This window comes from Clostridia bacterium, from assembly GCA_028698525.1.
Taxonomy (GTDB): domain Bacteria; phylum Bacillota; class Clostridia; order JAQVDB01; family JAQVDB01; genus JAQVDB01.
On the sequence record JAQVDB010000024.1, the window covers coordinates 1 to 24,586 of the forward strand.

The window sequence follows — 24,586 nt, forward strand, 5'->3', positions numbered from 1 at the left end:
TTTTGTTGCTTTATTTCGGTCAATACCTGCCATATTCCTCCACCAGTTCATACATCAATTTTATCCTATCCAATTTAGTACCCGGTGGCACCTGATCCCCTGCTGACTGTACTACTCTACAGTTTATTTTTTTAAGCTCAAGCCATTGTTTCACATGCTCTATAAACTTATCTTCCGGTGTGGATGGCAGCCACATACATGGCGAAACACCGCCCATAACGACCATATTATCCCCTGCCTGCCTTCTAATCTCCATGGGCGTTAAATCCCCAGTAGGTGCAGGTGTACATGCATCCGCAACATCCACTCCAGTTTGTGCTACTACACCTATAATATCCTTCAGTCTGCCGTCCAAGTGGGCAGAAACAGTCTTTCCTGCTGCATGTAATGTATCAGCTATCCCCTTGTAGTGTTCAAAGCTATACTTTTTAAACATTGGTGGTGGCTGTACATCTCCCGAAAGATTATCTCCGAATATCATATGAGGAGCAGGGCCCCTGGCGCATATATTCACTATTTCCATGTGTTTTTGGTTGTATGTATCTATGTACTCTTGTACCAGTTCAGGGTAATCAACGGTGGCATATATAGTATTCTCCACACCCATATAATAGGATATCAGAGATCCCAGCCCGGTATACCCCATACTAGGAAAAGCCAGTCCATTAGGTGCACAATATCGCTCCATTATATCCCATTGATCATATCTAGGTCTATATCTCTTTCCTTTTGTATATCTTATAAATATCCTTAAATCTTTCTCATTCTCTATGGCCTCTTTTACAATTACCCATGAAGAAATATCATAGTTAAATTTTCTGATCATCTGCACTTCTCCATCAGGGGTTATAAAAGTTTCAACTGCCATATCTTTTTTTAATTCCCTTTCGTGCCTTATACCGTCTTCATAATACTCTTCAAATAAACTTCCCATCTCAATATACATACCTGCTTTTACTTCATCATGCAAATCCTTTAACTCTCTAGTTCTATTGGATATAGTGAAGAGGTTCCATAACCCACCACTCTCTGCCCTGTACCAATGTCCTAAATCTAAAAAATAAGGCACTCTATCCGGTGTTTCCCCTTTAACTACTTTTAAAAAACGCTCTCTTTCAGTCATCTCTTTTGTCCCCCTTTATAATCTTTTGGTAACATTCCAGTCACCCTTTTAAACATGCTACAAAAATTGCTTTGGGAACTATATCCTACCTTTTTGGAAATCTCTCTTATCGATAGATCCGAATCTCCAATCATTTCTTTTGCAAATTTTACTCTGGTCTCTATCAATTTTTGTTTGAATGTTTTATTATACAGTTTCCTCATTACCCTATTTAGTTGGCTTACACTCATATGCAGCTCTTGGGCAAGATCCTGGGCTTTTATATCACGATGATAATTATCAAATAAAAATGTTTCTATTATAAGGCTTCTCTTATCATCCATCAACCTGCTGGGTACTTTAGAACTTTCATTATCAGAGCCACGAATAAGGCCCCTGAAAATATCTATAATAATACCTACAAATATACTTTGTATTTTTTCATAATATCCTATTCTTTTAAAATAAAATTCATCATGAATAGCTTTTATCTTGTAAAATATTCTAACACTGCGTTCTGTATCGGTACAATAATAATACTTGAGATTTGATAATATATCGACTATCTGTTTTGTTTCATAACAAAAATACTCATCATCGCCATCCTTTAACTTTTTATAATTAAACCTCATACAATATTTGTATATAAGGTTCTCCTCTGTTTCCTCTCTTCTGTGATAAACCCCTGGAGCCAAAATATAAAAACTTTTAGGCAGTATTTTTATCTTCTTATCGTCTATATGCAATGTACCCTTGCCATCATATATAAAGTGTACCTCAAAAAAAGCATGGGTGTGCCAATCTAGTCTATATTGATGTTTTTTTTGAAAAAACCCATCATCTAATATTATGTCAAATAAGACATAACCCAATTTGACTTTTAAGTCTATATTCCTAAAATCATCTGCTAAATCCATATAGCTTTCATCCCTTAATTCCATCAATTGATACACAATTATATCATCCAAAACCATAAAAATCTCGGTTATTTTTATGGTTTTGGATCATTTATCAGTTACCCATGACCCTTTCGGGCACATAATAATATTAGAAAACACACAGCAAAATTGCTGCGTGTTTTCTAATAGGTAACTGGAAGTATATTCTATCATCCTTTGACTGCCCCAAGAGTTATACCCTTTGTAAAGTATTTCTGGAATGCAAGGAATACTACAATCATGGGCAGGGAAGATGCTGTTCCTCCTGCCATAAGCAGTCCATAGTCAGTACCCCATTCCATCTGCAGTCCAGCAACTCCTAAAGGAAGTGTCTTCATGGGGGTGCTCTGGATCAATACTAATTGCCAAAAATAATCGTTCCAACTAGTCATGAATGTGAATATTGCCAGTGCGCCCATTCCTGGCTTTACCAGTGGCAATACTATGTCCCAAAATGTCCTAAACTCTGAACATCCGTCTATCTTGGCTGCTTCCAACAGCTCAGTAGGCAATGTCTGGCTAAACTGTTTCATTAGGAATACCCCAAAAGGCCAACCTACTGCAGGAAATATCAGCCCCTGATAGCTATCCAGCCAATCCCATTTTGATACCATTGTAAAAAGCGGAACCAATAGCACCTGTCTGGGAAGAGTCATCATTCCTACGAACAGCCAGAACAATGCCTCTCTACCGGGATATTGCTTTTTGGCCAGCGAATAGCCCGCCATCGCAGATGTAAGACATACAAGCACCATTGTCCCAAATGCTGTAAACATACTGTTGAACAACCATTTGAATGCAGGGTACTTAAACAGCTTTTCCCAGTTCATTATAGATAGTGTAGACGGGAATATCTCCAGGGATGATGCAGTTATAGATGCCATAGGTTTGAACGAACCTGTTATCATCCAATAGAATGGAAATAGAAAAAACGCTGCGAACAGGCATATCACTATAACAGCTACTACATATCCTACCGAAACCCCTTTTTTCTGTCCCACAACCTGTACTTCATCTATCCTAGTACTTACCTTTGCTTTTCCCATTCTGCTCCTCCCTCCTTAATATTCCACATCAGTAGATAGGTATTTGTATTGTATTACAGATATTATCACTACTATCACTGATAATATTACACCCATAGCAGATGCAAGTCCGTAATTTTGCAGTTCAAACGCTGATTTATACAACGAAAACAATATGGTTGAGGTTCTATAGAAAGGTCCTCCACCTGTCAACAATTGTACTATGGCAAATGTCTGGAATGAATTTATGGTAGTTATTATTACTATATACAATGTAGTTGGCAATATTAAAGGCCAGTAAATATTTGTAAACTTCTGCCATGCTGTGGCACCATCCAGGTCTGCCACCTCAATATAATCTTTTGGTATATTGCCCAATGCAGCTATATATAGGATTATTGGCTGGCCTACCGACAGAGTAAATAGTATTATTATCATCGCAGTTAATGCATATCTTTCATCGCCCAACCAGTTTATCGGCTGTGCACCAAATGATTCTATTATCTTGTTCAATATACCGCCTCTAGGGCTGTATATCCATTTCCATACTATAGAAATAGTTACTATAGATGATACTGCGGGCAGATAAAAGACCGCCCTAAAAAATGACCTTGTAAATTCTGATTTATTATATATAACTATAGATACAAACAGTGAAAATATCAGTACTAAGGGTACATTACCTATAACAAATAATATAGTGTTTTGTAGTGACTTGATAAATACTTCATCTTTTAGGAGAAATATAAAATTGCCTAGTCCATTAAATTCATAGCTAGTAGCAGTATAATTATAAAAACTTATAATTATACCTTTTATCATAGGATATACAACAAAAAGAATAAAAAAGAACATAGCGGGCAACAAAAACATATATCCTGGTAACCATTCTCTTATCCTAACCTGTAAACTCTTCTTTTTCATATGCTCTCTCCTTTCAACTAAAAACCTCCCGCTAATAATACCAACATTAACATAATACTATAGAAATTAATTTCATTATATTAGGATTGTAAAAACTAGTAATAGATAGATGTATCGCTTTTTAGGCGATACATCTATCATTTTACATAGTGCTACTTTTTATTTATTTCTTCTGTACCCTCTTTAGCAAATGCATCTAGAGCTTCTTGTGCTGTCATCTTGTCTGTCAAAGCTCCCTGAATATTTGGATACCATTTAGTTCTTAAGCCTGCATAATTATTTGCTGTATAAGCAGTATCTGCAGCATATTTTAACAGCTTCTCTGAGAATATATAATCTTCGTTTTCATACAAACCAGTAATTGTATTTCTCACAGGTATCTGACCTGTGGCCTTAACTGATTCTTCTCTATATTTATCGCTATCTAATATGAACTTAACAAGCTTTTTAGCAGCCTCTGCCTTAGCTTCATCTTTATTATCAAATACACAATATCCACTCAACTGAACTTCCGCTTTAGGATCCTTTCCTTCTGCACTTGGAGGTGGGAACAATACCCATTCAAATTCTTCAGCTTTACCATCGGCTATATATGTCTCATGCAATCCATGATGTTGAGCTGATGCAATTATATTTATAGCCGATTTCCCTTGGAAAAATGTCTCTATTGAATCCATAGAAACAGCTGATTCTGCGCCTGGTGCAAACAAGCCATCTTTATATGCATTTATCATCCATTCTAATCCTTTTACTGCATTTTCATCGTTAAATGTAATTTCCGTATGATCATCACTTATCAGCTCAGCATCAAATGCAGACTGTATGAACATCCTCATAGAAGAGTCCCCTTGTTCATTGCCCGCATATATAACCGATGGATATACATCCTTGCCGCTATCTTTTACTGCTTTTAAAACTGCTTCAAATTCTTCCAACGTCCAAGTTCTATCTTCCTTATCCAAAGGCAACAAATCTTCTTTTCCTATTTCTTTAAAGAAATCTAAGTTTACTGCTATTCCTATAGCAGCAGCACCGTTCGGATACATATATGTCTTTCCGTCATATTGACAGTCTCTGAGCAAATTTTCCGGTATTTCGCTTTTAACATCTTCCATAATGTCATCCAGAGGAACTAGCGCCCCTTGAATCCCATAACCTATTATTCTCCCAGGATAATCAAAAAGGATATCAGGTGTATTGTTTGAAGCTATGGCAACATTCACCTTTTCAGGCCCGCCATTCCAAGGAATCATCTCGATTTTAACTTTTATGTTCGGATTTTCCTCTTCAAAGTCCGCTATAATTTCATTTTCAAAATCACCGACTTCTTTTTCCCCTACATTGGTATACCTTGGATACTGCCACCATACTATCTCTACAGCTTCACCTGAATCTTCATCAGATATATCTTTTCCAGCGTCTTGGGTATCTTCAGTATCCGGATCATCTGTCTTGTCTTCAGCCTTATCACCTGCTCCACAACCAACTGCCACAACTACAAGGCTAAGGATAAGAATAACAACTAACAATTTTGATAGTTTTCTCATATTATCAAATTCCTCCTTGCTTATATTTGTTTTAAATTATTGAATAAAACTTAAAAAACAACCCCCTTTCTCTAAAATTTTGTTAAAAAACAGAATAATTTTTTATTATATTAAACGAAAATTTACAATTTTCTAACATTTATAATATATATATGCATAGACAGCAAAATCATTCTGTTTTTAATGACCATAATATAAAGATGTAATGATATGAATATGTTGGAATAATTAGTTTAAATATTGTTAAGTATAGGCTAGTTAAATCGCAAAATATGTAACATATATTGCAAGTAGATTTACTTTAGATTAGAGGTAATCTCTTTTAATATATTATATATTATCTACCATTTCCTCGGCATAAATATTTTTAGATTGTAGTTAATATTCTTATAAAACTTATATAAAAAAACAAGCGGTGATCACCGCTTGTTTTTATTTAAACACTGCCCCGGTACTTGCAGATGTAACCAGTTTAGCGTAACGACTCAAATATCCTTTATTTATTTTAGGCTCTGGAGCTTTCCAGCCTTTTAACCTATTTTTTATCTCTTCATCAGATAATCGGATATCCAATTTACCGTCAGGTATATCAATGCTTATTATATCCCCTTCTTTGACCACAGCAATAGGACCTCCTTCCATAGCTTCAGGGGAAACATGTCCTATAGATGCACCTCTAGTGGCCCCGGAAAATCTTCCATCAGTTATCAACGCAACGTCTTTATCCAACCCCATCCCTGCAATAGCAGAGGTAGGTGACAGCATCTCGCGCATGCCTGGCCCTCCTTTAGGACCCTCATAGCGGATGACAATTACATCGCCTTTTTGTATCTTCCCGTCATAAATAGCCTTAATGGCCTGCTCTTCTGATTCAAACACCCTTGCAGGTCCTTGGTGCACCAACATCTCTTTAGCTACCGCAGCCCTTTTTACTACCGCTCCATCTGGCGCCAGATTCCCCTTGAGCACTGCTATGCCGCCAGTATTGCTGTATGGATTGTCAATATCCCTTATAACCTTTCTATCCAATACAGCGGCATCTTCTATATTTTCTCCTACTGTATGACCTGTAACAGTCATAGCATCTAATTTCAATAAATCTTTTTTACTCAGCTCTTTCATCAAGGCCTGTATTCCACCAGCTTTGTACAGATCCTGTATATGATAAGGACCGGAAGGTCTCAACTTACATAAGTTTGGGGTTTTACTGCTTATACTGTTTATTATATCCAAATTTATCTCCACATCAGCTTCATGTGCTATGGCCGTCAAATGAAGAACAGAATTAGTGGAACATCCAAGAGCCATATCTACTGTAAGTGCATTTTCAAAGGCCTGATGGGTTAGAATGTCAGAGGGTTTTAAATCTTCTTGCAAGACATCCATTATCCTCATTCCAGCCATCTTGGCCAGCCTTATCCTTTCTGCAAAAACCGCAGGTATCGTCCCGTTCCCGGGAAGTGCCAGTCCTAACACCTCAGACAAACAATTCATGGAATTGGCAGTAAACATACCTGAACAGGAACCGCATCCGGGACAAGCATTGTTCTCTAATTCCCATAATTCCTTTTCGCTCATACTTCCTGCTTTAACTGCCCCTACTCCTTCAAAAACAGAATTCAAGTCTGCCGGCTCACCTTTATAACTGCCTGCAAGCATCGGTCCACCGCTTACCACTATTGCAGGTATATCCAATCTGGCCGCCGCCATCAGCATCCCGGGCACTATCTTATCACAATTGGGTACAAGCACTATCCCATCAAAGCCATGTGCCGTAACCATAGCTTCTATAGAATCTGCTATCAGCTCACGAGATGCAAGGGAATATTTCATCCCTACATGATTCATGGCAATCCCATCACATACACCTATAGTGCAAAACTCAACGGGAGTTCCTCCCTTCATCCTTATACCTGATTTTACCGCATCCACTATAGTATCCAAATGAACATGACCTGGTATGATATCATTCTGGGAATTTGCGATACCTATCAAAGGACGGTTTATCTCTTCATCCGTATATCCCATCGCCTTAAATAGCGACCTGTGGGGGGCCTTTTCTACACCTTTTTTTGTCCTATCGCTACGCAATCTTATTCCTCCTCGTCAAAAATTAAAATATCCTCTAATTTCCTCTTAGGTACATGCATTACATGATTAGAATCCTTATAATATTCTATAGACCCTTGTTCATCTTCATATATGGACTTTTCAGCAGGATATCCTAATGCAATAACTGAATCTATTATATACCTTGGGTCTATATCTAAATCCTGGGCCAACCTTTTACGATCAACCGAACCAATCCAGCAACTCCCCAATCCTTCAGCATGTGCTGCCAAAAGTATATTCTGTACAGCAGCTCCTACATCTCTTTCTGCACCCAATTTCCTTATTTTGGTATCCACTACTACTATTATATATGCAACCGGCCTTTGCCCCTCCTTTGGGTTTCCTTCAGGTGCTATATATCCGGCCCATTTTAGAGTACTAAAAACTGACTCCACTCTCTCCGGGTCATCTACCACAATATATTTGAGGGGCTGCAGATTAGCACCAGAAGGTGCAATTCTGGCACAGTGTATTAGCTTGCCTATTATTTCCCTATCAATTTTCTTTTGTCGGAATTTCCTTATAGTCCTGCGGTTTTCTATGGCATCATATAATTTCACACTATATCCCTCCATATCAAATATAGACAGTACTATCCTCCATATATTTCTCTGCCTTCACTTTGTACAATCTTTTTAAACTCCTTCATTAAAGTTGCAGTGATAACTCCGCATTTCCCGGAACCTATCTTTCTTCCATCTATTTCAGTAACAGCTATCACTTCAGCAGCAGTTCCGGTAAAGAAACATTCATCTGCATTGTATACATTGAATAGAGTCATCTCTTTTTCCATAAATGGTATATCCAGCTTTTTAGTCAGCTGTATTACCGTTTTTCTTGTTATACCGTCCAATGCACCTACATATATTGGAGGAGTCATCAACATACCATCTTTTACTATGAATATATTATCGCCTGTACACTCACAAACCAAACCATCCCCATTGAGCATTATAGCTTCAGGTACACCAGCCCTGTTAGCCTCGATTTTTGCAAGTATATTATTTAAATAGTTCAAGGATTTTATCTGAGGATCAATGGCTGCAGGGGAATTTCTCCTCACCGAAGAGGTAATAACCTTCATTCCGTTTTGATACATCTCTTCTGGATACATCTCTATAGCATCAGCTATTATCACTACAGTAGGTTTAGAACATTTGAGAGGATTTAATCCCAAGTCACCCTTCCCCCTTGAAACCACAAGCCTGATATAGGAATCCTTCAGCCCATTTTTCTTCACTGTTTCTATCATAGCTTGAGTGAGCTCTTCCTTGGACATAGGTATATCCAACATAATCGCCTTAGCAGCACAATATAGTCTATCTATATGTTCATCGCATTTGAATATTCTCCCATTGTAAGCCCTAATACCCTCAAAAACACCGTCTCCATACAAATAACCGTGATCAAACACAGAAACTTTAGCCTCTGATTGTAGATAAAATTCACCATCTATATATACATACCTTCCCATAATATACCTCCTGTGTGTATTTTATATATTTTCTACCACTAAACTGCCCATTTCGTTTGTTCCCACCAAGGTTTTATCCTGTTCCATTATATCCGCTGTTCTATATCCTGCTTCCAGTACCGCCCTCACGCTCTTTTCTATATCCTGGGCCTCCTCTTCCAGCCCAAAAGAATATCTCAGCATCATGGCAACAGACAAAATTGTTGCCAGAGGATTGGCTATATCCTTCCCTGCAATATCAGGTGCAGACCCATGCACAGGTTCATACAGTCCTAAACTAGTTTTACCTATGCTGGCAGAAGGCAGCATACCTAGGGATCCCGTTAGCATGGAAGCTTCATCGCTTAAAATATCTCCGAACATATTGGATGTAACAATAACATCAAATTGTTTGGGGTCTCTAATAAGCTGCATCGCACAATTGTCCACATACATATGCTCCAATTGCACCTCCGGATATTCTTTTGAAACTCTCTTTACCGTTTCTCTCCACAATCTAGAGGACTCAAGGATATTAGCCTTATCCACTGATACAACCTTTTTATTTCTCTTAAAGGCTACCTCAAAGGCAATCTTGGCTATCCTCTCAATTTCATAGGTAGAATAAACCTCGATATCCCATGCCTTTTCTCCATCCTCCAACTTAACCCTCTGCTTATCGCCAAAATATATACCGCCTGTCAATTCCCGCACCACCATAACGTCAATACCGCTTCCAATCACTTCCGGTTTTAAAGATGAAGCGTCTTGCAGCTGGGAAAATAAAATAGCAGGTCGCAAATTGGCGAAAACTTTGAGCCCTTTCCTTAATCCTAAAAGCGCCTGTTCCGGCCTTGTATCCCCTGGAAGGTCATCCCATTTTGGTCCTCCAACAGCGCCTAGTAATACCGCATGGCTATTCTTGCAAACTTCAAGGGTTTCAGCAGGAAGGGGACAGCCAGTCTCATCTATAGCTGCCCCTCCTGCTAACACTTCTTTAAATTCAAAAGAGTGCCCGTATTTATCTGCTATACGTTCAAGCACCCTTATCCCCTGTGACATTATATCAGGTCCTATTCCATCCCCCGGTATCAATGTTATCTTTTTTTTCATTTGTCCACCTTCTCGCTCACGTAATTTATCAGTCCCCCAACTTTTATTATATCCTGCATGAACTCTGGAAATGGCTGGGCACTGTATTCTTTTCCGGAAGTGATATTTTTTATTATACCTTGGTTGACGTCTACCTCTATCCTATCCCCATCCTTTATCTCTTTTGGCGCTTCAGCACATTCAATAATAGGTAAACCTATATTTATCGCATTTCTATAGAATATTCTTGCAAAAGTCTGTGCTATTACACAGCTTATCCCTGAAGCCTTAATTGCAATAGGTGCATGTTCCCTGGAAGATCCACAACCAAAATTTTTGCCTGCCACCATAACATCCCCTGGCTGCACCTTATTAAGAAAATCCTTATCCAAATCCTCCATACAATGACTGGCTAACTCGTCGGGGTTGGATGTATTCAAGTATCTTGCCGGAATTATTACATCAGTATCTACATTATCACCATATTTTATCACTTTGCCTTCTATGTTCATTTTACACTACCTCCTCTGGCGATGCAATTTTACCGACTATGGCAGAAGCAGCAGCAATTGCAGGGCTTGCAAGGTATACTTCGCTTTCGGGATGCCCCATTCTTCCTACAAAATTCCTATTGGTAGTAGCTATCGCCCTTTCTCCCTTTGCCAATATGCCCATATGTCCCCCTAAACAAGGTCCACATGTAGGAGTGCTGACTACAGCGCCTGCTTCTATAAAATCTTGGATCAATCCTTCTTTCATCGCTTGAAGATAAATCTTCTGTGTAGCCGGAAATACAATAGTCCTCACATAAGGTGCCACCTTCCTGCCTTTAAGTATCCCGGCAGCTATTCTCAAATCTTGTATTCTACCATTGGTACACGAACCTATCACTACCTGATCTATCTTTATATCCCCTACCTGATCTATAGTTCTGGTGTTTTCAGGTAAGTGAGGGAATGCTACCGTAGGCTTTATCTTGCCTAGATCTATCTCTATTATCCTTTCATATTCCGCATCTTCATCAGCTTTGTATACCTTGTATTCTCTATCTGAATGTTCCCTTATATACTCTACAGTATTTTGGTCTACCTCAAATATTCCATTTTTAGCCCCTGCCTCTATAGCCATGTTAGCTATTGTAAATCTATCATCCATAGACAGGTTGGATAGCCCCTCACCAGTATATTCCATGGATTTGTATAGAGCTCCATCCACGCCTATTTTTCCTATTATATTCAATATTACATCCTTGCCTGATACCCATTTGCTCATTTTTCCCTTCAATATAAACTTTATGGCTGCTGGCACCTTAAACCAGGCTTGCCCTGTTGCCATACCTGCTGCCATATCAGTGCTGCCTATGCCTGTGGAAAATGCCCCTAAGGCTCCATAAGTACAGGTATGGGAATCTGCTCCTATAATCACATCCCCTGCTACCGCCAATCCTTTTTCAGGTATCAAGGCATGCTCTATGCCCATCTGACCTATTTCAAAGTAATTTTTTATCTTTTTTTGCTGTACAAATTTTCTTATCATCTTACATTGTTCAGCCGACTTTATATCCTTATTGGGAGTAAAATGATCGGGCACTATAGCTACCTTTTGGGTATCGAACACCTCTTTAGTGCCCACCCTATCAAATTCTTTTATGGCTACCGGTGTGGTCACATCATTTCCCAACACCAAATCAAGTCTAGCTTTTATCAATTGTCCTGGCTTCACGCTATCCAGCCCTGCATGGTCAGCTAATATCTTTTGTGTCATAGTCATTCCCATTATCTTCTCCTCCTTTCGAAAGTCTAGTTTTAAGCAACATATAATCGATTGAATCTACTAAGGCTTTCCAGCTGGCTTTTATAATATTTGTAGATACACCTACAGTACCCCAAACATCATGCCCATCAGTAGATTCTATAAACACCCTTACTTTCGCAGCTGTAGCGTTCTCACTATTCAACACCCTCACCTTATAATCTCTCAGGTGCATATTTTTAAGTTCAGGATAAAATACTTCTAATGCTTTTCGCAACGCCTTATCTAGCGCATTCACCGGGCCATCTCCCTCAGCCGCCGTTACTTCTTCTTTGCCATCCACTAAAACCTTTATCATAGCATAAGCACTGTATTCCTTTTGCCAGGGTTCCTCAGAAAGCACCCTGAAATGTTTTACATCAAATGCCCTTTTATATTTACCTAATCTCTTTCTCACCATGAGTTCGAAGGAGCATTCGGCACCCTCAAACTGGTATCCTCTGTGTTCCATTTCCTTCAACTCATTTATTATCTGCTTTATCTGGGGCGAATCTTTGGTTATTGTAGGATCTATCTCCCTTACTTTATCCAATATAGTGCTTCTGCCCGATACTTCGGACATTAGCACCCTCCTCTTATTTCCGACTATTTTAGGGGATATGTGTTCAAAGGACTTGGTGCTCTTCATTACTCCATCTATATGCATACCCCCTTTATGGGCAAATGCGCTATGTCCTACATAGGGAGCTCTGTCGTTATGAGCTACATTCGCAATTTCACTTATATATCTAGAAGTCTTGGTCAATCTTCTTATATTTTCTTGAGGTATGCATGAAAGACCCAGCTTCAATTGTAAATTAGGTATAATTGTACACAAATCCGCATTGCCGCAGCGTTCGCCGTACCCGTTTATTGTACCTTGAACATGATCCGCTCCCGCTCTAACCCCTTCTATGCTATTTGCAACAGCCATTCCGGTGTCATTATGGCAGTGTATGCCAATTGATACATCAAATAAATCCACAATCTTTTTAGTAATATCATATATCTGGTGGGGAAATGCCCCTCCATTTGTATCGCAAAGAACAAGCCCGTCTGCCCCTGCTTCAGCTGCAGCTTTTAAAGCCTGGATTGCATACTCGGCATTGCTTCTATAGCCATCAAAAAAATGTTCAGCATCAAAAAACACTTGTTTCCCATTTGACTTTAAATAAAAAACGGTATCTTTTATCATTTTTAGATTTTCCTCAAGGGAAGTCCTTATTATGTCTGTAACATGGAAATCCCAAGCTTTTCCGAATATAGCCGCTGCAGGAGTCTCAGCAGCCATTATGGCTCTTATATTTGCATCATCTTCAACATTTACATTTACCCTGCGAGTGCTTCCAAAGGCGCTTAACTTAATGTTTTTTAGATGTAGATCCTTTATTTTATTGAAAAACTCAAGATCCTTAGGATTGGATCCGGGATTTCCCGCTTCAATATAGTCAATACCCATTTTATCCAACTGTTTTACTATCTTCAACTTGTCTTCCACTGTAAAAGAAATACCTTCAGCCTGTGCCCCATCTCTCAATGTCGAGTCATATACAATTACCCTCTTCATGCGAAACCTCCTTTGCCAAAGTATCTATAATAATAAACACAAGGGGACAGTCCCCCTGTGTCAAGGGGACAGTCCCTCTGTGTCACAGCTGATATTTGCAAGTATAACAGCAACTACGCACGGGGTCTTATACGCGAGACCATTCATGCGATAAATATTCATAAGCAATTCATTTGCCTTGCATACAAGACCCTGTTGAGTGCTCTTTTTCCCTTATTCTCCTGAAGCATCCAATTCCATCTTATTTATAGCATTTATATAAGCATTTGCGCTGGCTTCAATTATATCGGTGCTCAATCCTCTGCCGATATAAATTTTAGAGTTTCTAGTCACTTTTACAGTGACCTCCCCCAACGCATCCTTACCGCTTGTTACAGCTTTTATAAAATAATCCACTAATCTAACTTCTCGATCCAAACACCTTTCTATCGCCTTAAAAACAGCATCTATAGGGCCGTCTCCACAAGCTGCCTCTTCAATTATGTTTTGATGTTTCTGCAGCTTTACAGTGGCTGTAGATATAGTATGATTTCCACTGGTTACCTGGAAATAATCCAACACATATACTTCGGGAATTTCCACTACCTTTTCTGTGATGAGGGCCTCGATATCCTCGTCCAGTACTATCTTTTTTTTGTCTGCAAGGTCTTTAAACTTTTTGAAAGCTATATTTATATCATTCTCATTCAAACAAACATATCCCAATTCAGAAAGTCTCTGCTCAAAAGCGTGTCTGCCTGAATGTTTCCCCAGCACCATCTTATTCTGTTTAAGCCCTATAGATTCAGGAGTCATGATCTCATAGGTGCTTCTTTCACTCATCACACCATGCTGATGAATCCCAGATTCATGTGCAAAAGCATTTGCCCCTACTATTGCCTTGTTCACCTGAACAGCTACACCTGTAAGGGAACTGATAAGTTTGCTGGTCCTATATATCTGGCCAGTGTTTATCGTCAAGTTTTTATTGTAATAGTCCTTCCTAGTATAAAGGCTCATTACAATCTCTTCCAGGGCAGCATTGCCAGCCCTCTCACCCAAGCCATTGACTGCGCATTCTACCTGTTGTGCTCCATTCTCTACTGCTGAAAGGGAATTAGCAACAGCCATACCCAAATCATTATGACAGTGAACGCTCAAAATAATATTATCAATACCTTTTACATTGTCTTTTAGATAGCAAATCAGCTGACCAAATTCATAGGGAGTGGAATACCCTACAGTATCAGGAATGTTTATCACGCTAGCGCCTGCTGCTATAGCCGTTTCAACTACTTGACATAAAAATGACGGTTGGGTTCTGGAAGCATCTTCAGGGGAAAATTCAACATCATCACACAAGCCCTTGGCGTATCTAACCATACCATCTATTTTTTGAATTACCTCTTGCCTGCTCATCTTGAGCTTGTATTTTAAGTGTAGATCTGATGTAGCAATAAATGTATGAATTCTAGGCCTGGCAGCACCTTTTAAGGCCTCCCAGGCAACATCTATATCCTGTTTAACCGCCCTTGCCAAACCACATATAACAGGTTGCCTGATATTATCTGATATAATTTTTACCGCCTCGAAATCCCCTTTTGATGCTATAGGAAAACCGGCCTCTATTACATCAACATTCAACTTTTCAAGCTGTTTAGCTATCTCCAATTTTTCATGAACATTCAGGCTGACACCCGGGGATTGCTCCCCGTCTCTCAGCGTGGTATCAAAAATATAAATATCATTATCCATTTAAAACCCCCCAAATATTATTTATCCTCAATCCACGGCATCATCTTTCTTAGTTCTTTTCCTACTTTTTCTATCTGGAGGTTTTGTTCTTTTTCTCTCATAGCGTAAAAGTTAGGTCTATTAGCCTTATTTTCTAATATCCAGTTCCTAGCAAACTCTCCATCCTGTATCTCCTCTAATACTTTTTTCATCTCATTTCTAGTTTGATCAGTTATAAGTCTCTTGCCTGTCACATAGTCCCCGTACTCTGCAGTGTTGCTTATGGAATATCTCATATAAGATAATCCACCCTGATTTATAAGATCAACTATGAGTTTCATCTCATGTAAGCATTCAAAATAAGCGCTTTCCGGCTGATACCCCGCTTCTACCAAAGTATCAAAACCGGCCTTTATTAGTTCCGTAATTCCACCGCAAAGAACAGCTTGTTCGCCAAACAAATCAGTTTCAGTCTCTTCTTTGAATGTAGTCTCTAACACACCTGCCCTAGCTCCCCCGATACCTTTAGCATAAGCAAGCCCTAGATCTTTGGCTTTTCCTGTATAATCCTGATGAACGGCTATAAGACAAGGAACTCCTTTGCCTTCTTGATACTGACTTCTCACAGTATGCCCGGGACCTTTAGGAGCTATCATGAGCACATCTACATTTTCAGGGGGCAGTATTTGTTTGAAGTGTATATTGAACCCATGAGCAAACATCAAGGCATTTCCCTCTTCAAGGTTAGGTTCTATGCTGCTCTCATATAGCTCCACTTGCTTTTCGTCAGGTATAAGTATCATTATAATATCAGCTTTTTTAGCGGCTTGTTCAGAATCCATAACAGTCAATCCGGCTGCTTCAGCCTTCTCCCACGACTTACTTCCTTTATATAGCCCTACCACCACTTCTGCTCCACTTTCTTTTAAATTGAGAGCATGTGCATGCCCCTGACTTCCGTAACCTATAATCGCTATAGTCTTTCCCTTCAATAATTCCAAATTTGCATCGCTTTCATAATAAATCTTTGCCATCATCTATTCCTCCTCATTATTGATTTTAATATTTTTTGAACCTCTATCAAGGGCAATAGCCCCTGTTCTTACCATTTCCTTTATTCCATATGGCTTTAACATATCTTGCATAGCTTCAATCTTTTCGGTATCCCCTGTTATCTCTATTGTCAAAGAGTTTTTATTTATATCAACAATGTTTGCTCTGAATACATTGACTATCTCTATAATCTCGTTTCTTACACAGCCAGCAGAGCTCACCTTTATGAGTGCTAATTCTCTTATAACAGAGTTTTGGGACACATCGCTTATCTTTATAACATCTATCAACTTGTTGAGCTGTTTATTAACCTGTTCTAAAGTATATCCATCCCCTTCCACAACTATTGTGATTCTGGATATATCAGGATCCTCAGTAACTCCCACCGCAAGACTGTCTATATTAAAGCCTCGTCTGCTGAACAGGCCTGATACCCTTGATAATACTCCTGGATGGTTCTCTACCAATACTGCAAGGGTGTGTTTCATCCCATTCAAACCTCCTCTCTTACCGGTAATACATTCTGTTTATCATCTATCAAAAACTCTATAACAATTGTGTTATCATTAGAAAACCCGTATTTTATCGCCCCTTCAACATCTTGCTTTTTATCTACCTTTATCCCTTCGATTCCATACGCTTTAGCAAGGCTTACAAAATCAGGATTTCCTCTCATGAATACCTGGGAATACCTGCCATTACAATAATGCTGTTGCAACTCCCTTACCATTCCAAGGCAATTGTTATTAAAAATGATTATCTTGATACCTATATCTTCCTGCACTATGGTAGCAAGTTCGTTAAAAGTCATCTGAAAACTGCCATCTCCCGTAATAAGCATTACCTGTTTATCTCTATTGGCTATCTTAGCCCCTATAGCTGCTGGCAGGCCATACCCCATAGTGCCGAGGCCTCCGGAAGTAAGAAAAGTCCCGGGCTTTTCAATGTTTAAATAACGTCCTGCCCATATCTGATGCTGTCCCACATCGGTGACTGCTATACAGTCACTGTCTTTGATTGAAGACACCACATCTAAAATATACTCTGCAGTCATATTGTCCCCGCTATTTAGTTTAGACTCACCCTGTTTAACCTTCCATTCCCTGACTATATCTATCCAATAATCATCTTGTCTTGCTATATCCTGCTTTAAAGTCTGCTCCAACACATACCTTAAATCGCCTACAATAGGTATATCTATACTGATATTTTTCCCGATTTCAGCAGGATCTATATCGATGTGGACGAGGGTAGCATTTTTTGCAAACTTATCCAAACTGCCAGTAGCCCTGTCACCCAGTCTTGCCCCTGCCACTATCAAAAGATCTGACTTAGAAATGGCATTGTTTGCTGCAAAATTTCCATGCTGACCTACCATGCCTATAGCATTAGGATGACTGTCAGGAAAACTGCCTATTCCCATCAATGTAGTAGTAACAGGAATGTTGGCCGATTCACTGATTTTCACCAAAAGCTCACTAGCATCAGAGGATATTACTCCTCCCCCTGCGCATATGACAGGTCTTTTTGATTGTTTGAGGGCTTTAGCAAATTTTTTGATTTGCAAATGATGGCCTTTATAAGTAGGTTTATAGCCCCTCAAATCCACCTGATCAGGATAATCAAACTCTATAAGTTGTTTGGATACATCGATTGGCAAATCAATCAACACAGGACCCGGTCTTCCTGTAGCCGCTATATAAAACGCCTCTTTAACTATCCCAGGTATATCCTGAGCATTTTTTACAAGATAATTGTGCTTACAAAAGGGCGCAGTAGCCCCGGTAATATCCACCTCTTGAAACACATCTTTTCCTATCAAATCGGTGGACACCTGTCCTGTAATAGCCACTATAGGAATAGAATCCATATATGCAGTCGCTATTCCTGTTATCATATTTGTAGCTCCTGGACCTGATGTGGCTATACAAACACCTACACCCCCAGTGCTTCTAGCATAACCGCTTGCACTATGGACTGCATTCTGTTCCTGTCTTATAAGTACGTGTTTTATTTTAGAATCCAATAAGCTATCATATAAAGGCAACACTGCACCCCCGGGATAACCAAAAACCACCTTTATTCCTTCCTCTTCAAGTGCCTTTATAATAGCTTGTGCACCCGATATTTTCATAATATGCATTACCTCCAAAACAATTTATTTATGCATTTAAATAGGTAACCTAGTAAAACAATTTTTATATAAATTTATATAAAACAAAACCTTTCGCCCTAAAAACAAGGACGAAAGGTTCTCCCCTCGTGATACCACCTATATTCACCGTTATTTCACAATAACAGCCTCATCAGGTTACATAGATAACCCTGCCCATATAACGAAGGCTTTCCGTCAAACACTACTATAATTTCACGTTTGAAGTTCCGGAGCGAGTTATTAGCATGCCCATGCACCGATTCACAGCAGCCATCGGCTCTCTGAAACATAAAACATGCCTTTTTTCTCCTTCATAACATTTAATGATATAAAAATGCCCGACAACAGAATTCTTTTAAGAAGAAACCTGCCGCCGGGTATTTTATCCCCACGGTGTAATACTTAACGTATTTTGTACCGCTCGGTCACAGACCTGGAAATCCAGCGGAACCCTAGGTACACTCCCTTCCTACTCATCGTAAGCAATAGCACTTTCACAACATCTATTAATTTTTAAACATTGTACCAATATAACATATATTTGTCAATAGAGAAATTAATATTTTTTAAAAATCCTCTGATTGATTGCTTTTTATAATTTTTTTAATGCTTCTTTCAAATTTTCGCCGAGGCAGCATTACTATCCTTCCACATTTAGTACACTTCAACTTAAAATCCATGCCTACCCTTATGATTTCCCACTGGTCGTTTCCGCAGGGATGCATCTTTTTGGTTTGTACTATATCTCCCAAGTTATATTTCTTTGGAGTATAACTCATTATACGCACTCCCTCCATTTTTATTCCTCTTCATTGATATTATATATAACCCTTCTGGGGTATGGTATTTTTATGCCCCTCTTGTCAAATTCCTCTTTTATCTTCTGTTTCATATATCTCTCAACTGCCCATTGTTGCATGCTTTTAACCTTTGCGGCGGACCTTATGATAACATTGTAATCCCCAAGGTCCTGAACACCTAGCACCATCGGTTTCTCTATAATTTCATCTCTCTCTTGAAATATCCTTTCAAACAGATCATTCAATACTGCAATTGCATCTTGTATATTTTCTTCGTATGATATGCTCACGTCAACAACAGCCATATAGTCCCCTCTTGTAGAATTAATAACCTGTTTTATTTCACCGTTTGGAATTATATATAAATCTCCCTTATAATTCCTTATCCTAGTTATTCTTAAGCCTATATTTTCTACAGTACCCGTAGCATCCCCGATGGTCACAAAATCTCCCACTGAAAATTGATCCTCCAATAATATGAAAAAACCATTTATAACATCTTTCACAAGGTTTTGAGCTCCAAATCCGACAGCAAGACCCCCAATACCCGCAGTAGCAAGTACCGCCTTGGTATCTACAATATTCAAGGTATCAAGTATGCTTAAAATACCTATGAAATATAATAAATACATCAGTATACTCTTTAATATACTACTTAAAGTGTCTAGTTTCCTGTCATCTATAGTAATTTTTAATTTTTTCTGCCTTTTTATAGACTTGTCTATTAAATAATTCCCAAACTTCCTCAGTATATAAACCAATAATATTATTATAACTACCTTAAAAATCGCCGATCCCGCTTTAACCCAAAATCCTCCCTCTATAGTCTTATACCATTCGGTTACACCCTGTACAAACCTACTCCACATCTGCTACCTTCCCTCCACTCTAATAGATATAAATAATATACCATTTTTACATATTAGGTACAACTATAGTTCCCATGCATCGCTCAAGGTCTCAATAGCATCAGAAATATCCTCTATAGGTATCCCCCCGTAGGCAAGTAAAATCAACGGCTTGCCCGTCTGTTGAGGTTTTATCATGTAATTCGATATAGGCGTTACCTTTACCCCTCTTTTTTCCGCTTGTGCTGCTAGTTGATCAGAATTTTTAGATGATTTAACCTCCAATAATAAGTGAAGTCCAGTGCGTTCCCCTATTATATTCACATTGTCACCCATTATTGTTTTTATAGCTTGAATCAAGATCTGATTCTTTTTGGCATATATTTTTCTAAGCCTGCGTATATGCTTTTCTAGCATTCCGTCTTCCATAAACAAAGCAAGAGCAAGTTGTTCCAGTTTGGATGAGCTCTGATTGTATTTTTCCTTGGATCTCATATATATCTCCAACATATCCTCTGGTAAAATCATATAGCTTATCCTTATTGATGGCAACATTATTTTGGAAAAAGAACCCATATATATAACATCTTTGCCTTTATTCATTCCCTGAAGCGAAGGGATAGGCCTCCCGTAATACATAAGTTCACTATCATAATCATCCTCTATTATCAATGCCTCTCTATCATAAGCCCATTTTAGAAGCTGAACACGCTTGTTAACAGGCATAATAGACCCTGTAGGAAACTGATGGGCAGGACTTACATATATCAGGTCTGCATCTAACTCGGAAAGCACTTTTGTTTCTATTCCGTCATTCTCCAACGGTATAGGTATGATATCAAAACCACCATCTTTAAAAATATATCTAGCCTTATTAAAACTTGGGTCCTCAAAGGCTACTTTGCTATAGAAAGGCTTTACCAGCCCACACAACATATTGAGCAGACTCTGCACTCCGGCACCAATCACAATTTGTTCAGGAAAACACACTGCCCCTCTGAACTGAAGAACATATTTATTTATTTGCTTTCTCAACTCATATTCCCCTTGATATGATCCATACGTCAACAGACGTTTATCATAAAAAGAAAGCGCTCTGTTGATATATCTTTTCCATAATTTGAAATCAAAGCTAGAGCTGTCCACATGTTCATCTACAAAATCATATCGTATATGACTATCCAATTCATCTTCATCTGTTATAATTTTAGATATAGTATTTCTTTTATCATAATCCAACATATCATTATCTATTTTACTTACAAAATAACCCACATTAGGTTTACTAGTAATATAACCCTCTACCGATAACTGATGATATGTGGCTTCCACAGTAGTCCTGCTTATTTTCAAAAAACTAGATAACTTCCTGATAGAGGGCAATTTTGTTTCAGGCTCAATATGTCCTGAAATAATCTCCTGTTTTATATACCTGTATAATTGAACATATATAGGCACATGGGAATTACTATCTATATTTGGCATAAGCTCGATCACAGCTATTTCACCTCACTGTCCCCTTCAAAATTATCAAAACTGTCACTATCAATATGGTCACACTTTTATTATATTATAAATTAGACCAACAAGTAAAATATTATCTATATATATTAAAACTTTTGAAAGGGGTTAAAGATAAAATGAATGAATATAATTCAAAAAAACTAACCTTGAGCGGCCTGATGATAGCACTAGTATTTGTAGCTACTTTTAGTATACGCATCCCGGTTCCTTTTACACAAGGATATATACATGGAGGGGATAGCATGATTTTTGTATCGGCTATTCTTCTCGGTTGGAAATATGGAGCAGTAGCTGGAAGTTTAGGCTCTGCTATGGCTGACCTGGCAGGAGGTTATGCTGTATGGGCTCTTCCTACCTTGATAATCAAAGGAATAATGGGGGGAATAGCCGGATATCTGGCAAGAGGTAAAAAGAAAAATACTGTAACTGCAGCAACGATTGTTGCAGGTTTATGGTTTGTGTTCAGCTATGCCTTAAGAACAGTGATAAATAAAACTATTGCATCCAATCCTTCCGTACTGGTAGGTAAAGTAGATGGGGCTAACAGTGTAGAACAATTGATAGATATGAGCCAAAAATTACAATCCCAGCTGCTTTGGATATCCATACTGATACCTATATTTATCATAATTCTCTCTATATTTCTACATAAAATTGACAAACAGCTTTTTTCGGCCAGCAAACTCCTAGGCATGACAGTATCCGGATTATGGATGGTATTCGCATACTATATGGCATCAGGTATATTGTTTGGTAACTTCATAGTATCAATATTCAGCATCCCTTGGAATATAATCCAGTTTGTTTCAGGAGCTATAATAGGATATGTGATACTATTTGCACTGAGCAAAACCCCTATAGGTAAATATTTAAATTAAAACAAAGCCCGACCGTGATATTTACGTTCGGGCTTTATAACTTTATAATATATAAATTATCACAATTCATGTCTTGAATCAACAAAAGCTTTGAAATTTATAGGAGGTGTGTTTTTAGGAATTTCACAACCTGCACTTAAAATATAACCTGTTCCCCCTATTCTTATACAGTTTTTTGCAAGTCCTTTAATTTCCTCTACATGCCCGTTTAATATTGCTACTGGGTCCACATTTCCCTTGATACAAATTTTGTTCTGTCTGGATAATTCCTTTGCAAATTTTAAATCTACTTTAGAATCTATATTCAATATATCTATACCCAAATCCATGAGCTCTCTAAAGAAGTGCTGTGAGTCCCCACAAATATGGTATTTAACAATCGCCCCAGCATCTTTTATTTGCTTTACCAGTCTTTTTGCGTATGGCAAAGCAAACTTTCTATACATATCCGAAGACACTAAGGTAGCAACAGCATCGCCTATCCCTATAATATCTGCACCTGCTTTTACCTGTGCCTTCCCAAATCTTATTCCCATCTCACAGGCAAACTCTAAAAGCTGCTCTACAAATTTCTCATCGTCATACATATCTATCATAAAATCATTTAAACCTCTCAAAATAGATGCGCTTTGAAAAGGTGCCTCTACCCAACCTTGGACAGGAATCTGGCCACCTACCTTTCTTTTAAATTCTCTCACAGCATTTATCTTATCTGTCATCCTTTCAGCATTGAGAGGGTCCGGTATATCTGCATTCAGAAAATCTCTTTTATTCCTAAATGCAGCCTTTTTTTCAATAGGCAGGTCGTCTTCAGGATACTCAATAACTGCTCCACAGTCATGTGCCTCTCTATATGCATCTGAATCAGCTGTTACAATGTCATATCCGAACTGTTCAACACAATCCAGCTGGGCCTTTACTAACTTTGTATAATCAGTGCAATAGGAATAATATGAAACTCCGCTTGTCTTGGCTGCAAAGGCCAATACAAAAGGACATACAGGTATTACATCTACATCTTTAAATTTAACGGCATTCATAACTCTCTCGTATGAATTCATTTTTTTCCCCCTCTTCTTTATTCTTTGAATAGCCATCAATTGCTAGCTTCAATGCACCTAAAAGACCTGACATATCCCCCATCTCTGCTTTAACCATTCTGGGTGGAAAAGGAACAGTCTGATGTATGTACTCATGTACAATTTCCTTTATGATACCAAAATTATCTGCTATACCTCCTCCTAAAATCAGAACTTCAGGATTCAATATGGTAGATATGTTGGATAAAACCATGGCTAAATATTTCGCTTTTCTCTTTATAAACTCTATACATAATCTATCTCTTTGCTTATACCCCCAAAAAACAAGTTGGGTATCTATCTTATCAATATTTCCTTCAACCTTTTGTATAAGAATAGTATCTTTATCCTCTTGCAGTAATCTTTTAAAATCCCTTCCTATCGCCATACCACTGAACATGTTCTCAAAGGGCGGTATCCCTTTTTCCCATCGATCTAAATCATCAATATCAGTCAGCATATAACCTATTTCTCCTGCAGCATTATTATTTCCCAGGTAAACACGTTCATCTATTATCACCGCTATACTGGACCCTGTCCCTAGATTTACATAAACACCATTTCTGACAGCCTTGCCCGCACCCTTCCAAACCTCGCCTAAAGCTGCACATTTTACATCATTCATTATAAAAGTAGGTGCATTATACTCATCGCTAAAGTGTTGCTTTATCATATCTACGCCTAGGTTTTTTATGTTATCACAAAGATAAACCTTTTGATCATAATATACCCCTGGAATACCCATCCCTATAGCTCTGAATGAATGTTGACTTAAGCCAGTCATCATTTTTTCTATTGTACTTATTATATCTTTCTGCAGGTCAACGCTGTCCAATTCAACCCTAGTAGGTGTGGTAATAGATTTTATTGTTACCCCCTGTTGTGTCCCTATCAACACCCTAGTGTTTGTGCCTCCCAAGTCAACAGCTATGTATAGATCTCCCATAATATATCACTTCCTGTCTTATCATTTTAAAAGCAACAC

General features: G+C 38.4%; 22 protein-coding genes and 1 other annotated feature. Of the genes, 1 reads left to right on the forward strand and 21 read right to left on the reverse strand.

Annotated elements, in window-relative coordinates; all coding sequences use genetic code 11:
* Positions 1–19 precede the first annotated feature (19 nt).
* The 19 genes from PHP06_04935 to PHP06_05025 all read right to left on the reverse strand — a co-directional run bounded on the left by PHP06_04935 (position 20) and on the right by PHP06_05025 (position 21,617).
* Positions 20–1,123 carry a uroporphyrinogen decarboxylase family protein gene (locus PHP06_04935; GenBank protein MDD3839901.1) on the reverse strand — a complete coding sequence of 368 codons (1,104 nt, stop codon included), beginning with the start codon at positions 1,121–1,123 and terminating at the stop codon, positions 20–22.
* Positions 1,120–2,019 carry an AraC family transcriptional regulator gene (locus tag PHP06_04940; protein ID MDD3839902.1) on the reverse strand — a complete coding sequence of 300 codons (900 nt, stop codon included), beginning with the start codon at positions 2,017–2,019 and terminating at the stop codon, positions 1,120–1,122. Before PHP06_04940 ends, PHP06_04935 begins: the two co-directional genes overlap by 4 nt.
* A 191-nt stretch (positions 2,020–2,210) precedes the next feature.
* Positions 2,211–3,086: a carbohydrate ABC transporter permease gene (locus PHP06_04945; GenBank protein ID MDD3839903.1), complete on the reverse strand. Its 876-nt coding sequence runs from the start codon at positions 3,084–3,086 to the stop codon at positions 2,211–2,213.
* 15 nt (positions 3,087–3,101) lie between these two features.
* Entirely contained in the window at positions 3,102–3,989 is an 888-nt protein-coding gene (locus PHP06_04950; protein MDD3839904.1) for a sugar ABC transporter permease, read from the reverse strand.
* Between the two features lie 152 nt (positions 3,990–4,141).
* A complete protein-coding gene (locus tag PHP06_04955; GenBank protein MDD3839905.1) occupies positions 4,142–5,536 on the reverse strand; it encodes a sugar ABC transporter substrate-binding protein in 1,395 nt (464 codons plus the stop codon).
* A gap of 432 nt (positions 5,537–5,968) precedes the next feature.
* Positions 5,969–7,627, reverse strand: coding sequence for a dihydroxy-acid dehydratase (gene ilvD, locus PHP06_04960; GenBank protein ID MDD3839906.1), 1,659 nt, complete (start codon positions 7,625–7,627; stop codon positions 5,969–5,971).
* A gap of 2 nt (positions 7,628–7,629) precedes the next feature.
* Positions 7,630–8,208, reverse strand: a complete 579-nt coding sequence (locus PHP06_04965) for a nitroreductase family protein (protein MDD3839907.1) — start codon at positions 8,206–8,208, stop codon at positions 7,630–7,632.
* Positions 8,209–8,240: 32 nt separating this feature from the next.
* On the reverse strand, positions 8,241–9,122 hold the full coding sequence (gene ilvE, locus PHP06_04970; protein ID MDD3839908.1) for a branched-chain-amino-acid transaminase: 882 nt from the start codon (positions 9,120–9,122) through the stop codon (positions 8,241–8,243).
* Between the two features lie 21 nt (positions 9,123–9,143).
* Entirely contained in the window at positions 9,144–10,214 is a 1,071-nt protein-coding gene (leuB, locus tag PHP06_04975; GenBank protein MDD3839909.1) for a 3-isopropylmalate dehydrogenase, read from the reverse strand.
* The gene (gene leuD, locus PHP06_04980; protein MDD3839910.1) at positions 10,211–10,705 is read right to left on the reverse strand and encodes a 3-isopropylmalate dehydratase small subunit; all 495 of its coding nucleotides are present in this window, start codon (positions 10,703–10,705) and stop codon (positions 10,211–10,213) included. The genes leuB and leuD overlap by 4 nt, the downstream gene beginning before the upstream one ends.
* 1 nt (position 10,706) lies before the next feature.
* Positions 10,707–11,969: a 3-isopropylmalate dehydratase large subunit gene (leuC, locus tag PHP06_04985; protein ID MDD3839911.1), complete on the reverse strand. Its 1,263-nt coding sequence runs from the start codon at positions 11,967–11,969 to the stop codon at positions 10,707–10,709.
* Complete coding sequence (gene cimA / locus PHP06_04990) at positions 11,935–13,551, reverse strand: citramalate synthase (GenBank protein ID MDD3839912.1); 1,617 nt, start codon at positions 13,549–13,551, stop codon at positions 11,935–11,937. Before cimA ends, leuC begins: the two co-directional genes overlap by 35 nt.
* A gap of 213 nt (positions 13,552–13,764) precedes the next feature.
* A complete protein-coding gene (locus tag PHP06_04995; GenBank protein MDD3839913.1) occupies positions 13,765–15,285 on the reverse strand; it encodes a 2-isopropylmalate synthase in 1,521 nt (506 codons plus the stop codon).
* A 17-nt stretch (positions 15,286–15,302) separates the two neighbouring features.
* The gene (gene ilvC / locus PHP06_05000; protein MDD3839914.1) at positions 15,303–16,298 is read right to left on the reverse strand and encodes a ketol-acid reductoisomerase; all 996 of its coding nucleotides are present in this window, start codon (positions 16,296–16,298) and stop codon (positions 15,303–15,305) included.
* A 3-nt stretch (positions 16,299–16,301) separates the two neighbouring features.
* Positions 16,302–16,805 carry an acetolactate synthase small subunit gene (gene ilvN, locus PHP06_05005; GenBank protein MDD3839915.1) on the reverse strand — a complete coding sequence of 168 codons (504 nt, stop codon included), beginning with the start codon at positions 16,803–16,805 and terminating at the stop codon, positions 16,302–16,304.
* Positions 16,806–16,810: 5 nt separating this feature from the next.
* On the reverse strand, positions 16,811–18,451 hold the full coding sequence (gene ilvB, locus PHP06_05010; GenBank protein MDD3839916.1) for a biosynthetic-type acetolactate synthase large subunit: 1,641 nt from the start codon (positions 18,449–18,451) through the stop codon (positions 16,811–16,813).
* A gap of 103 nt (positions 18,452–18,554) precedes the next feature.
* Positions 18,555–18,796 (reverse strand) — a binding site (T-box leader).
* A 242-nt stretch (positions 18,797–19,038) separates the two neighbouring features.
* Complete coding sequence (locus PHP06_05015) at positions 19,039–19,251, reverse strand: DUF951 domain-containing protein (GenBank protein MDD3839917.1); 213 nt, start codon at positions 19,249–19,251, stop codon at positions 19,039–19,041.
* A 20-nt stretch (positions 19,252–19,271) separates the two neighbouring features.
* Positions 19,272–20,141, reverse strand: a complete 870-nt coding sequence (locus tag PHP06_05020; protein ID MDD3839918.1) for a mechanosensitive ion channel family protein — start codon at positions 20,139–20,141, stop codon at positions 19,272–19,274.
* A gap of 63 nt (positions 20,142–20,204) precedes the next feature.
* Positions 20,205–21,617: a PLP-dependent aminotransferase family protein gene (locus PHP06_05025; protein ID MDD3839919.1), complete on the reverse strand. Its 1,413-nt coding sequence runs from the start codon at positions 21,615–21,617 to the stop codon at positions 20,205–20,207.
* 143 nt (positions 21,618–21,760) lie between these two features.
* On the opposite strand from PHP06_05025, the gene PHP06_05030 reads away from it, so the two are divergent.
* Positions 21,761–22,522: an ECF transporter S component gene (locus PHP06_05030; GenBank protein MDD3839920.1), complete on the forward strand. Its 762-nt coding sequence runs from the start codon at positions 21,761–21,763 to the stop codon at positions 22,520–22,522.
* A gap of 59 nt (positions 22,523–22,581) precedes the next feature.
* Here the strand turns inward: PHP06_05030 and PHP06_05035 are convergent, their stop codons facing one another.
* Both PHP06_05035 and PHP06_05040 read right to left on the reverse strand, forming a co-directional pair.
* On the reverse strand, positions 22,582–23,583 hold the full coding sequence (locus PHP06_05035; protein MDD3839921.1) for a uroporphyrinogen decarboxylase family protein: 1,002 nt from the start codon (positions 23,581–23,583) through the stop codon (positions 22,582–22,584).
* Positions 23,549–24,547, reverse strand: a complete 999-nt coding sequence (locus PHP06_05040) for an ROK family protein (GenBank protein ID MDD3839922.1) — start codon at positions 24,545–24,547, stop codon at positions 23,549–23,551. The genes PHP06_05035 and PHP06_05040 overlap by 35 nt, the downstream gene beginning before the upstream one ends.
* Positions 24,548–24,586: the final 39 nt, after the last annotated feature.

Coding starts and splice junctions, on each gene's coding strand:
- ilvB (MDD3839916.1), bottom strand. CDS start 18,451: ATGAAAATATCGGGTGCACAAGCTATTATAAAGGCACTTGAAGAGGAA.
- leuC (MDD3839911.1), bottom strand. CDS start 11,969: ATGGGAATGACTATGACACAAAAGATATTAGCTGACCATGCAGGGCTG.
- PHP06_05015 (MDD3839917.1), bottom strand. CDS start 19,251: ATGAGTTATACTCCAAAGAAATATAACTTGGGAGATATAGTACAAACC.
- PHP06_05035 (MDD3839921.1), bottom strand. CDS start 23,583: ATGAATTCATACGAGAGAGTTATGAATGCCGTTAAATTTAAAGATGTA.
- cimA (MDD3839912.1), bottom strand. CDS start 13,551: ATGAAGAGGGTAATTGTATATGACTCGACATTGAGAGATGGGGCACAG.
- PHP06_05020 (MDD3839918.1), bottom strand. CDS start 20,141: ATGTGGAGTAGGTTTGTACAGGGTGTAACCGAATGGTATAAGACTATA.
- PHP06_04945 (MDD3839903.1), bottom strand. CDS start 3,086: ATGGGAAAAGCAAAGGTAAGTACTAGGATAGATGAAGTACAGGTTGTG.
- ilvN (MDD3839915.1), bottom strand. CDS start 16,805: ATGAAACACACCCTTGCAGTATTGGTAGAGAACCATCCAGGAGTATTA.
- ilvE (MDD3839908.1), bottom strand. CDS start 9,122: ATGGGAAGGTATGTATATATAGATGGTGAATTTTATCTACAATCAGAG.
- PHP06_04955 (MDD3839905.1), bottom strand. CDS start 5,536: ATGAGAAAACTATCAAAATTGTTAGTTGTTATTCTTATCCTTAGCCTT.
- PHP06_04935 (MDD3839901.1), bottom strand. CDS start 1,123: ATGACTGAAAGAGAGCGTTTTTTAAAAGTAGTTAAAGGGGAAACACCG.
- PHP06_04940 (MDD3839902.1), bottom strand. CDS start 2,019: ATGGATTTAGCAGATGATTTTAGGAATATAGACTTAAAAGTCAAATTG.
- ilvC (MDD3839914.1), bottom strand. CDS start 16,298: ATGGCAAAGATTTATTATGAAAGCGATGCAAATTTGGAATTATTGAAG.
- PHP06_05040 (MDD3839922.1), bottom strand. CDS start 24,547: ATGGGAGATCTATACATAGCTGTTGACTTGGGAGGCACAAACACTAGG.
- PHP06_04995 (MDD3839913.1), bottom strand. CDS start 15,285: ATGGATAATGATATTTATATTTTTGATACCACGCTGAGAGACGGGGAG.
- PHP06_05030 (MDD3839920.1), top strand. CDS start 21,761: ATGAATGAATATAATTCAAAAAAACTAACCTTGAGCGGCCTGATGATA.
- leuB (MDD3839909.1), bottom strand. CDS start 10,214: ATGAAAAAAAAGATAACATTGATACCGGGGGATGGAATAGGACCTGAT.
- PHP06_04950 (MDD3839904.1), bottom strand. CDS start 3,989: ATGAAAAAGAAGAGTTTACAGGTTAGGATAAGAGAATGGTTACCAGGA.
- leuD (MDD3839910.1), bottom strand. CDS start 10,705: ATGAACATAGAAGGCAAAGTGATAAAATATGGTGATAATGTAGATACT.